The sequence below is a fragment of the Calothrix sp. NIES-2098 genome, from assembly GCF_963875125.1.
Lineage (GTDB): Bacteria > Cyanobacteriota > Cyanobacteriia > Cyanobacteriales > Nostocaceae > Aulosira.
In genome coordinates this window covers 2,295,023-2,306,716 of the sequence record NZ_CAWNKJ010000001.1, presented here as the reverse complement: position 1 = coordinate 2,306,716, position 11,694 = coordinate 2,295,023, and the positions used below count along the sequence as shown (strand labels likewise).

The 11,694-nt window shown below is 44.3% G+C and carries 5 protein-coding genes; 2 read left to right on the top strand and 3 right to left on the bottom strand.

From position 1 onward, the window contains the following. Nucleotides 1-188 precede the first annotated feature (188 nt). The gene (locus tag AACU33_RS09685) at nucleotides 189-1,361 is read left to right on the top strand and encodes a hypothetical protein (protein ID WP_096588307.1); all 1,173 of its coding nucleotides are present in this window, start codon (nucleotides 189-191) and stop codon (nucleotides 1,359-1,361) included. Between the two features lie 21 nt (nucleotides 1,362-1,382). Here AACU33_RS09685 and AACU33_RS09680 read toward each other — a convergent pair whose 3' ends face one another. Beyond that, nucleotides 1,383-2,591 carry a sensor histidine kinase gene (locus AACU33_RS09680; protein ID WP_096588306.1) on the bottom strand — a complete coding sequence of 403 codons (1,209 nt, stop codon included), beginning with the start codon at nucleotides 2,589-2,591 and terminating at the stop codon, nucleotides 1,383-1,385. 16 nt (nucleotides 2,592-2,607) lie between these two features. Beyond that, nucleotides 2,608-5,433, bottom strand: coding sequence for an ATP-binding protein (locus AACU33_RS09675; RefSeq protein WP_096588305.1), 2,826 nt, complete (start codon nucleotides 5,431-5,433; stop codon nucleotides 2,608-2,610). Between the two features lie 450 nt (nucleotides 5,434-5,883). On the opposite strand from AACU33_RS09675, the gene AACU33_RS09670 reads away from it, so the two are divergent. Further along, nucleotides 5,884-6,162 (top strand): hypothetical protein, encoded by a 279-nt coding sequence (locus AACU33_RS09670; RefSeq protein ID WP_339375887.1) that lies wholly within the window; start codon nucleotides 5,884-5,886, stop codon nucleotides 6,160-6,162. A gap of 58 nt (nucleotides 6,163-6,220) precedes the next feature. Here AACU33_RS09670 and AACU33_RS09665 read toward each other — a convergent pair whose 3' ends face one another. Further along, entirely contained in the window at nucleotides 6,221-11,497 is a 5,277-nt protein-coding gene (locus tag AACU33_RS09665; RefSeq protein WP_096588304.1) for a CHAT domain-containing protein, read from the bottom strand. Nucleotides 11,498-11,694 lie beyond the last annotated feature (197 nt).

Genomic DNA, 11,694 nt, shown 5'->3' with positions numbered 1-11,694 from the left:
TGTAGCTGAGAGCAGGCTTTTTGTAACTAGCAACTTGGGTTACATTAATGGCCTGCTTTTGCAATCGCAGTTGCACGGTAAAATCAACCGAGTGCGAAAACTAAAAATTCGACTGAAGTCTAAAAGAGTTCGCCAATCGGCAATGACATAATTGTTTTAACCTCAAGTCTTCAGTTGTGAGATTGGCGATGAAAGAAAGACTGCAAATACACAAAAAAGCTGACTCATCAACTTCTCAGTTAGAGTCAAGTCATTTAGTATCGCCCCAGTCTACGGACAAAGCTAAACTTCGCGCTAATACACCGCTGACTCAAGTAGAAATTGAGAACCAAGAATTTCAACAGCATCAGATAGAAGCGACAAAATTACAAATTCAGGCAAAGTACGGTAGCCTAAGCCCTGAAGACCAAGAACGATTGACTGTATTGCAGGCGAAGATGAATGACTTCTTGCAAAATCAGGGGTCTGGTGTTGGTCATGACTTTGAGAAAATTGCCACAAATCGTCCTCAGCTTGCTGAACAAGACGAGCAAGAAGGCGATCGCGCTGCTTCTGTAGTCACCCAAATAAATACAGCTAATTTACAAGACCAAATATTACTAGCCAAAGAGAACTCACAACCTACGGCTGAAGCAGATAAAAAACAAAAATTTCTCCAAGATTATTTAGTAGCGAAAGAACTAGTAACTGACATAGATGAAACCTTACCACCTGAGAAAATTTTAGAACTACTTTTTTACAAATTTAAAAATATTGGCTTTAACTACACTATGGTAAGTAAAAGCCATGAAAATTTGTTGAAAGGTACTAGAGAAGGCGATTGTCAAACATTAGCACGAGCTTTTAAGAAAGTAGCTGAGGAATATTTTGGCATTGAAAATCTCAGTGTTGAGAACACGCCTAAACCATTTTTAAGCGAAACGGGTAAGACACCATACCGAGGTAAAGAACCTAATTGCGATAATGGAAAGCGCTGGTTCTTTCAAAATCATTATTGGGTGACTTGGAACAACAAAGTTTATGATGTGCTATTTCTTAGCCGTAAGAAAGTAGAAGCAGATATGGCAAGACAGGTAGACCCACTTAAATCAATGCTGATGCCGGAAGAAGAGTATTATGAAACCGAAAAAGGCAAAATAGTATATCCATATAAATATCAATATTCTACGGCAGAACTTGCCATGTTTGAAAAGTTGAAAAACTTTGTAAAAAATCTGGGTAAATGGATAGCTAAAGATGCGATCGCTAATAAAATCCAGTCTCTATTTATGAGAGGTGCAAACACGAGCGACTTTGATGCACTGATGCGGGAAATCAAAAATAACCAAACTGATGAATCTGCATCCAGAGAAAGCGATTAATCTAATTCAGAAATAAAAAGTTCAAGATTGATGCACCGGAATCTGAATTAAAAACTCGCTACCTTTGCCAAGTGTAGAAAAACACTCCAGTTTACCGCCATGTTTTTCAGTAATGATTTGATAACTAATTGTCATTCCTAACCCAGTTCCTTTGCCCACAGGTTTAGTGGTAAAAAAGGGGTCAAATATGCGTTGTTTTACCGCCTCAGAAATTCCTCCGCCTGTATCGGCGATCGCAATATTCGCCCACTGAGAATTGCTCATAAAGGTGCGAATCTTAATCTGGTGCTGACGCTCTGTTTGTTGAGCAGAGAGTTCTTCTAGCGCATCGATCGCATTCGTTAAAATATTCATAAACACTTGATTGAGTTGTCCGGCATAACATTCAATCGGTGGTAACTCTCCATAATCTCTGATAATTTCAATCCCGGGAAAATCTCCATTGACTTTGAGACGATGCTGCACAATTAACAGCGTACTCTCCAACCCTTCATGGATATCAACTGCTTTCATTTCTGCCTGATCTAGGCGAGAAAAGTTCTTCAGGGAAAGTACAATTTGCTTGATGCGCTCAACCCCAATTTTCATCGAATTGATGGTTTTGGGGAAATCCTCAGCCAAGAATTCAATATCAATGCTTTCTAAGCGATCGCAAATTTCAGGGGCAGGATCGCAGCAATGTTGTTGATATAGCGACAGCAAATCTAGCAAGTCATAAGTATATTCAGTTACATGATGAATGTTGCCATGAATAAAATTTACTGGATTATTGATTTCATGAGCAATCCCTGCTACTAATTGCCCCAGAGAAGCCATTTTCTCTTCCTGAATCAGCTGGAGGCGAGTTCTCCGCAGTTCTAAATGCACTCCAATCCGAGCCAGAACCTCTTCATGTTCTAAAGGTTTGGTGATGTAGTCTACAGCACCTTGTTGTAAGCCCTTGACTTTGTTCGCTCCATCTGTGAGCGCTGTCATAAAAATTACCGGAATATCCTTCGTGCGCGGGTTCGCTTTTAAGCGACGGCAGGTTTCAAAGCCATCGATTCCCGGCATCATCACATCCAATAGAATCAGGTCAGGTAATCCAGATTGGGCTTTTTCTAAAGCGCTTTCTCCACTCTTAGCTATCGAGACGATGTAACCTGACTGTTCCAACAGCTCGAACAACACCTTAATATTCGTAGGAACATCATCAACCACTAAAATAGAAGCTTGCTGCACTATAGTCATAATTCATAGCTCACTTTTAAATGTAGGGTTGCACTAGGTTGAGGATGGCTTCATCTTCAAAGCTTTCAGCTAAGGCTAATATCTTGTGAGAAAAAGCACTATATTTGGGATCGGATTGCATGAGGCGGTTGGCTTCTTTTTGAATGACCGAGATGTAACCCCCTTTTGCCGCTGTGTAGAGAGCTACTAATTCCTCTGAGGGGGGAACGGTCATAACTTCAGAATCCTCATCCAGCATAGACGAGGGCGACTGGGAAACCAACGCTACCTCACTCTCTTCATAAATCCATTCCAACTCTAAGTACTGTTGCAATTGCGCTAATAATTCGTCGCTGTGGATCGGTTTGGGCAAAAAGTCATTACAGCCTGCATCTAGACTTTGCTGGCGATTGAAGTTGAATACACTGGCACTAGACGCCAAAATCGGCACCGCTTGAAAGTCTGGCGATGCGCGCAACTGCTGAGTCATGGCTAACCCATCCAACACAGGCATGGACAGGTCGGTAATAATCAGGTCGGGATGGTAATCTTTAGCTTTCTCTAATCCCTCTTGTCCGTGATGGGCTTGAATTACTCTGAACCCAATCGGTTCGAGTAAATCCACAAGTACAGCCAGATTTTCTTGGCGGTCGTCCACTGTGAGAATCGTGCGCGGGTTTCCTTGATAACCCACGATCGCGCGGGCTGGCTTTGTTGCTGCTAATTCTGTCTGGTCTTGGGCTGCGGTCAGCGCCAAATCCAACCAGAACCGACTCCCCTGTCCCAAAGTACTTTCAACTTTGATTTCTCCCCCCATCATTTCTGCGATCGTGCGACTGATGGCCAGCCCTAACCCAGTACCTTCCGCTTTGCGCCGATCTTCGCCCACTTGCTCAAACGGCAGAAAGATTTTCTGCAATTGCTCCGGTGTCATGCCAACTCCTGTATCTTCCACTTGAAAGCGGATGAGATAAATTGGCGGTTGAGGAGCGATCGCGCTCACCTTGAAAGTGACTCCTCCCTGTTCGGTAAATTTAATTGCATTGCTTAACAAGTTGATCAGTACTTGCCGCAAGCGTTTTTCATCAGCATGAATGGCTGTGGGTAAGGGAGTCAGCGCTTGATAGGTGAAACCGATCTCCTTTTGTTCGGCTTTGATGCGACAGACTTCTTGAACACCCTTGAGAAAACTTTCAAAATGGAAATCTGTAGGATACAGTTCTAATTTCCGCGCCTCAATCTTGGAAATATCTAAGATATCGTTAATCAGGGTCAAAAGATGCGAGCTACATTGATGAACAATATTGATGCCATCGAGTTGTTTTGGTGTCAGGGTTTTATCTCGTTGGAGAATCTGAGCGTAGCCCAGAATACCATTTAGCGGCGTGCGTAGTTCGTGGCTCATATTGGCTAAAAACTCGCTTTTCGCCTGATTGGCCGCATCGGCTGCTTCTTTGGCTGTTTCTAACTCCTGGGTACGTTCCTCAACTTGCGTTTCTAGATTGCGATTGTATTCTGCTAGTAATTTTTCAGTTTCTTGAAGGGCAGCATTTTTAGTTTCTAGTTCTTGGGTATAATTCTCCAATTGCTTGAGCAAACTGCGATTTTCACCAAATATCTGAGTAATTCGCTCAAACCAAGGACGCCAATTTACGGGTACTTCTGGACTCTCGGAAAATTGACCTTGGCTGACATTTTCAATATGTTCGACCAGATGGCGCGCTGGTAAGATAAATTCTTTGCGCGTGAGTTGATGCATCACAATTAGAGTTAATCCTAAGCCGGGTAAAAGAACCAAAAACAACCAATTTGTGCCTGCGATCGCTTTTAGTACCATCTCTTGCTGAGGCACCCATAACACTAGTTTCCAGGGCGCATTTTTGAGTTGATAGTGCAGTACCAAATACGAACCAACCGAGTTGACTTCGTTAGCGGGGGTAGCTAAGACCTCCTGATATTGGCTTTGAAGTTCTTTGGGAAATGCTATTGTCGCAGACTTGACTTGAGGATCGGCGGAACTAACTAGCGTTGGGTGGGCTAAAAGCTGATTGTACTTATTATTGATGGCAAACAGATGGAACTTGCGATCGCTCCCAATCTCTGCATTCCGCAGCAGCTGATTCAGCACGTCTAAGGTGAAATCAAGAGAAACCGTCCCCAGAAAGCGATCGCGATCGTACACTGGGGCAGAAACCGTCACCATCAGCCCTTTGCCACCTTCATCTGTGTAAGCTTTAGTCCAAAATATCTGCCGCTTTGGGTTCTTTTCCGGTAATCCCAAGCGATAAAAATCGTGGGTGTAAAAGTCATCAGTAAATAAAAAGTCTTTAGAGGAAACCCAGGGATAGATGTTAATAAATTTTTGCTTGGAGGTGTAATAAACCCAGGCAAGGTTGGGAATATTGTTTTGAGAGGATTGAAATAGAGAATTGAGACTCAACGCCATCTCCATTTCTCGCCGCATCTCTGCTGAGAGATTGTCGATTGAACCTCTACCGCTTAAGTTGGCTATCCCAGTTTTTGTAAATGGCGGTTCGATGCGATCGAGGGCATAGTAATTCTGCCCTGGTAGGTTGGCGATCTGGGAAAACAACAGAGAAGCGGGTTGTGTCTGGGGATGAGCAACCAGATAGCCTTGGGCTGCTATCTGAAGCGTGTTGACATGGTCGCTGGCACCTTTTACCAAATAATCCAGGCTCGCTGCTTCTTGCAGAAACTTAATTTTGAGTTGCTCGATCTCATCGTGATAGCGCGATCGAAACTGAACGTAAAACAGGGTGGAGGATACGATCGTTACTAGGGAAAACGTCGCCAAGATAATTCGGTTATAGCGCCCAAAGAAATTAGAGCCAGGATTGTTCATGGGTGAGATGGCAGCCGATCTACATTAGAATGCCCATATTAGTGTTCCCATTTGTTTATTAGCTGTATCTAGATATTTCCTTCTGGGTGCTAATTTTTCGAGCTAAACGCTAAGTAATGACAATTTCTCTTGGCTTTGTGGTTATGTCTGAGAAAGTTCTGAGTGCTGGAAGCTTGCGCTCGAATTGCTGCTGTGTCTGTGTGGTTTTAGATTTCTTGCTACAACAAAGTGGGTAAGGGTTGAGCAATGCTCATACCTGTCAACTTAAGCTGAAAGCTAGATCGGGCAAGCGTTGTACAAATCCTCCACGCCCTCATCCCCTAACCCCTTCTCTCACAGGAGAAGGGGAATTAAATCTCTTGCTCCCCTCTCCCAACAGGAGAGGGGCTGGGGGTGAGGGCAGAACGTTGTCGCCAAGCGGGTTTCACGTTAAGTTGACACCAATGAGCAATGCTAAACCCCTACGTACAATCTATTTGGATCGGGATTTTTTTAATTGATATCAGATCGCTAACCTCGGAAGTAACGACACTAACTTCGGGAGTAACGTCAGCAACCTCGGAAGTAACGACACTAACTTCGGGAGTAACGTCAGCAACCTCGGAAGTAACGTCAGCAACCTCGGAAGTAACGTCACTAACTTCGGGAGTAACGTCAGCAACCTCGGAAGTAACGTCAGCAACCTCGGAAGTAACGTCAGCAACTTCGGAAGTAACGACACTAATTTAGATCCCCGACTTTTTAACAAAACCGGGGATCTAAGCAAGGCAGCAATTTTTGATGCAATTTACCAAGGATTACCAACCATTGTGAACCCTGCCCAATAATAAGGATGGGCGAGAGATTGATTGGAGTCGCTGCTATCGCTAGGTACGGGCAAACTTGCAATTGGTTCCAAACCTTGAATTTGACCGTTCTTGATGTAAACCTTTCCTTCTGCCATAGCTACTTGAGCTTGTCTTAAAGCTTCTGCACGAATTGGTGAAGTCTTCAAACTCTCGTAAAATTTTGTCATCAACGCGGCTGTACCCACATCGTTGACTGTCCAAAGACTAGCAACACTGGTTTTGACGCCAGCCAGTACAGCTAAACCAGCAAATCCAATTTCTGCTTCTTCGTTCCCCAAAGCAGTACGACAAGCACTCAGTACCATCATTTCAACTTGGGGTTCGTTCAAGCGTAATTGTCGTATCTGGTTTAAACGTAACTTATCTTCCCATAATTGAATATAGGAATTACTCAAAGCGCCTGCATTAAAATCAGCATGGGTTGCCATGTGGATAATCCCAAAAGGTTGTTGACGGCGGATGGCTTTGAGATTATCTAAGGTTGCTTGTTTATCTAACAGTAATTTGCCTTGCCAGAGTTTCGATACTACTGTGGATAACTCCACAGGAACTGCTGGTAAAGGTTCTTGTCCTTGGGTACTCTGAGAAACTCCCAAGGCTAAAACTTGAGCTTTTTTAATATCTGTGTAAAGAGTATTAGTTAAGCTGAGACTGGGCATTAAACCAATACTATATTTTTCTACCAGAAACCCTTTTCCATCATGAAGCGCTGCCATTGGAGTTGAACGTAAGCCAATGTCAGGTAGAAAGATGAGATTGTTGATTCCTCGCGCTTGTAAATCTGTTTCTATTGGTGCAATTATCCAGCGATAAAGTTGTTGCGATGAAGGCAAATAAGTGGTGCGACGCCGATTTTGGGGATTGACAATTTGGTCGCGGAATTCCTGCGCGACTTTCAAAACTTTGGTTTTTGTCGCATCTGGAATCCGCTTGCGTATTGGTTCGCCCTTGCCAGTTATGACTACCAATTCCAGTTGTTCAGTATCCTTTTCGGCTGAAGTATCTAACTGTTTAAGCGATTTAATTCCGCCTAAAATTCCCCCTAAAAGTCCATCAGGTTGAATTTCTACTGGTACAAAACTCAGATAGATAAATGCAGGTTTCACGCCTGTAGCTTTTTCTATTTGAACGGCAATTTCTCTAGCTTCATCCGGTGATTTGAGTGGCGGATTAGATACGCCTAAATACCCTGCAACCCTAGCTGTTAATTTATCTTCTGGGGTGGGGTTGGTATCAAGAATACTAACACCATTTTTCGGAAGATTCGGGTTAATGTTAGGCGGTGTATCTTGATTGCACTGGAAAGCACAGGGGGAAATATTTGGGGTTGGCGTTGGTGTTGGTGTTGGTGTTGGTGTTGGTGTCGGGGTCGGTGTTGGGGTTGGGGTTGGTGTGGGTGTCGGGGTTGGGGTTGGTGTGGGTGTCGGGGTTGGAGTTGGTGTGGGTGTTGGGGTTGGAGTTGGTGTGGGTGTTGGGTTGACGTTGATTCCTATCTGTACCTGTGGTGAAGAAGAAACAAAATCGCTGGCGCTAATAGTAAAGGCAGGTAGGGAACCAGTTGCATCTGTAGGTGGCGTATAAACTAAAGTATCACCACTTACCAAAGTAGTCACACCAGGAGCAGCAGGCACACCATTAACAGTAAGGCTACCTCCATTCACTGCATCAACTCGAATGGTTGTCACATCATTATTGGCATCAGACACTACCGCAGCCAAACTACCGAAGGTAAAGGTAACTGGTTGATTAGTTTGGGTATCAGGTAAGGATGCGATCGCTGTTAGTGTAGGAGGACTGTTGACGGAATTAATAGTTATGCCGGCAGGAGTTCCACTCGCAGTCCCACCATTTGGCAAAACAGAGAAGGAATTAGCTGCGGGATTTGCTGATATTACCGAACTTCCCCCAGCATTAAGCGCGCCTGTTGTACCGTTCACGCTGGCATCACCGACAATAAATGGCACATTCTTGGGGCCACCATCATGTTTAATTGTAATCGTACCGCCTGTAGGAGGTGCAAAACTAACATTTGGTTCGCCAAGAATAATTCCATCAGTGGCGATCGTATCGCTGCCAGGGGTTGCGCCGATACCTCCTTTAATTAGTCCGTTGGTTAGCACTTGCACGTTACCACCTTGAAGAGTGCCACCAAAGTCTGCTATTGCCTGGGAGCTAATCGTACTAAACTGAATTAGGCTGCCAAAAGGATTGTTAGTCTGGAGGTTGACACTACCACCTGTAGCTTTTGAATCCGAAGCACCTATAGCGATCGCAGCGCTAATAATATTAGTAGCTGTAATGTTATTTCCGGTAGTTAAACTCACTGCACCACCTGTAGTAGTTGCAGTACCATCTACGTTAGTAGCGATCGCTGAGGAATTAATATCGCCAACTTGAATATTATTTATGGCTGTTAAGTTAACAGTACCACCTGTACCTGTAAAATTGCCTCCTCCGGTTCTAGTCAAAGAAGAGTTAATTGCACCTGTAGTAATACTGCCTGCCGTAGTCTTTAATTCAACGTTACCGCCCGCACCAGTGTTATTGAAGCTATCACCAAAAGAAGAATCAATAGCATTAGTAACAATATCACCTGCGGCACTTACAGTTACCGAGCCAGCAGTTGCTGGGGTTGTAATTGAATTAATTTCGCTAGTGTTGAGATTTCCTAAGGTAATTGCGCCGTTGGTACTAGTAACACTAATATTTCCAATTCCATAACCATTGCCACTGGCAATGATGTTACCTGCATTAATATTGCCATTAGCAGACAAAGTTACATTTCCGCTTTTGCTAAAACTAGCAACTGTGTTGAGGTTCCCCAGCGCTAAACTGGCACCGGAAATACTAATGGCTCCCCCACTAGTATTAATTGTATTGCTAAGATTAGCAAAACTTACAGACCCGCTGGTTGAGGTGAGGCTAAAACCACCGCTACTGCCTAAGTTTAATGTCGCCACACCAGCAGCAGTAGTTACTCCTGGTGTATTGCCTGTAATCGGATCGATGGTGATATTTCCAGTGGCTTGTAAGTTAATATTTGCACCAAATCCCAAAGCATTGAGCGCACCCCAAGAAACTGTGTTAGGTGGAATATCTGCAAGATTAGAGGGAATATTGCCAGCCGTACCATCAAAAGTACCTACGCCTCCATCGATAATAGTTAATGTGCTGGGGTCGAGTAATAAAGTCCCAAGATTACCATTGGCAGCTGAAGTATCTACTAAACCATTGAAAGTGAGGAAATTTTTACCCGATACTTCAACAAAACCACCATTGCCGAAATTGGCTCCACCACGAGCAGTAATTTTACCGAAGAACTGGGTAGCATCGTTACCCCAAACAATAACTTGCCCACCATTGCCATTTAATTGACTATCGGCGGCAATTACAGATTTAGCATCAACATAAGTCTGCTCGGCGTTGGGCGCAGTTCCCTGGCCTTTATAATCGCCACCAATCCGCACATTACCGCCACCATTACTGCCAGAGGCGTTAATATTGGCTCCAACTAGCCCGACTTGTTTGCCTAAAATATTGACTGTACCGCCTGTTGTTCCCGATGTATCGACTTTACCCGCCACAATGGTTGTACCGGGAGTATTGGCAATGTTAGTGTTAGAGCCAGCTACTTTCACAGTCCCATCAGCATTGGCAGTTAAGCCTGTATTACCGACTGTGAGTAATTCTGGTAAAGAGGCAATTGGCAGGTTCCAGGCGTTTGGGCCGCTATTAGCGGATTGAATTTCCAAGCTCAACAAACTTCCTGGCTGGCTAAGACGTACCCAATTTTGTCCGGGTACAGAAGTAACAGAAATTTGTCCTCCGGGTGCGGAGAGTTGACCAGTATTCGCTACCGTCCCGCCCAACAGGCTTAAACTTTGTCCGGTACCTACTGCCAAGTTGCCAGCATTAATAATCGCTCCTGGCTGACTCATCGTAAAGGCGAAGCCTGTAGGATTGCCTACTAAAATTGAGTAGTTATTACTACCTATGGCATTAAACCAATTGTTGCCAAAGGCAATACCGTTGGCTGTGGTCGCTGTAAAAGCACCAGGGACATTTAAGCTAGCGTTGGGGCCGAACACAAATCCGGCTGGGTTCATCAAAAACAGGTTAGGATTACCGCCTGTCACCTGAATTAAGCCATTGATAATGGAAGCATTACCACCTGTCACCCGACCCAGGATATTTTGTAGGTTGGGATTGGCTTGAAAGTTGGCGATTTGTTCTGGCGTCAGCCCAAATTGTTGAAAGCTGTGAAAAAGGTTGAGACCATTATTAGATGTCGTACCACCAGTAATATCTAAGCGGTTGCCATTGGGTGTAACTATCGTACCTGTACCATCAGCTGCGGGTACAATCTGCTGTCCTTGAGCCATTTGTACGGGAATGGCTGCAAGTAAAGAAAGCATTGCTAAACTAAGATGCTGAAACCGCTTCCAAGCTTGATGCAGCGGCTTGTGTCGTAAGATGAAGCGACCTGTGTTGAGTTCGACATCAATTTGATATTTGTCAGCCAGTCCTCGCCGTTGCAATGCTTGAGTAATAACCTTTTGCGAACACAGCAGCAGTTGCAACTTTCCCGATCGAGTCATATTCCCTAAATGTTGGCGGTAATAGTAGAGTGGCTGCTTTATATGTCCAACTTGGGTAACTTCTGAGAGTCGCAAACATAGATCGTAGTCTTCCGCGTAATCTGGCGCACCATTAAGTCCATTTACTAAGTCGTATACTGAACGGCGAATCAGGCGGAACTGGAAAGTCATAAAATCCACTAACAGTCGCTCTTTCGAGTAGGGAATGCGACAGCGCTGTCCGTAACTAATAACTTTACTGTTGGCGTCGATATCTAGGTAATCGGTGTAAACAAAGCCAATTTCTGGGTGACGGTTGAGGACAGCAGCAGTTTCCGCTAAGGCGGTAGGAGCAAGCAAATCGTCGCTATCTACCCAACCAATGTACTTTCCAGTAGTTTGGGCGATCGCATTTTGGCGAGATCGCTGTATTCCCTGGTGGGGTGCGGCGACTACGCGCACTCGCCGATCTTGTTGTGCATATTTTTTGGCGATCGCAACCGATCCATCGGTCGAGCCATCATCCCAAACTAGTAGCTCAAAGTCTTGCCATGTCTGCTTCAGAACGCTGGCGATCGCGTCCCCAAGATAACGCTCCCGATTGTAATTAATGATGACAATAGAAATCGGCAGTGACATGGAATTGCTCCGAAGATTTGAACCTGATTACCAGAATATAATGCTAGTGGTTATTACTGAGGGATCGTTGCGAAAAATTGTAGTGAAATACATCAAATCTTTGTACTGTTGACTGAAAAATATGGTATTCAATTATTACTGGGGCGTTATGGCATTATCCGGAGTCAAAACATGCCAGGTCGTTACATCAGACATCC

Excerpts from the sequence above, each read along its gene's own strand:
- AACU33_RS09665 (WP_096588304.1), bottom strand. The coding sequence starts at position 11,497 with ATGTCACTGCCGATTTCTATTGTCATCATTAATTACAATCGGGAGCGT.
- AACU33_RS09680 (WP_096588306.1), bottom strand. The coding sequence starts at position 2,591 with ATGACTATAGTGCAGCAAGCTTCTATTTTAGTGGTTGATGATGTTCCT.
- AACU33_RS09685 (WP_096588307.1), top strand. The coding sequence starts at position 189 with ATGAAAGAAAGACTGCAAATACACAAAAAAGCTGACTCATCAACTTCT.
- AACU33_RS09670 (WP_339375887.1), top strand. The coding sequence starts at position 5,884 with ATGCTAAACCCCTACGTACAATCTATTTGGATCGGGATTTTTTTAATT.
- AACU33_RS09675 (WP_096588305.1), bottom strand. The coding sequence starts at position 5,433 with ATGAACAATCCTGGCTCTAATTTCTTTGGGCGCTATAACCGAATTATC.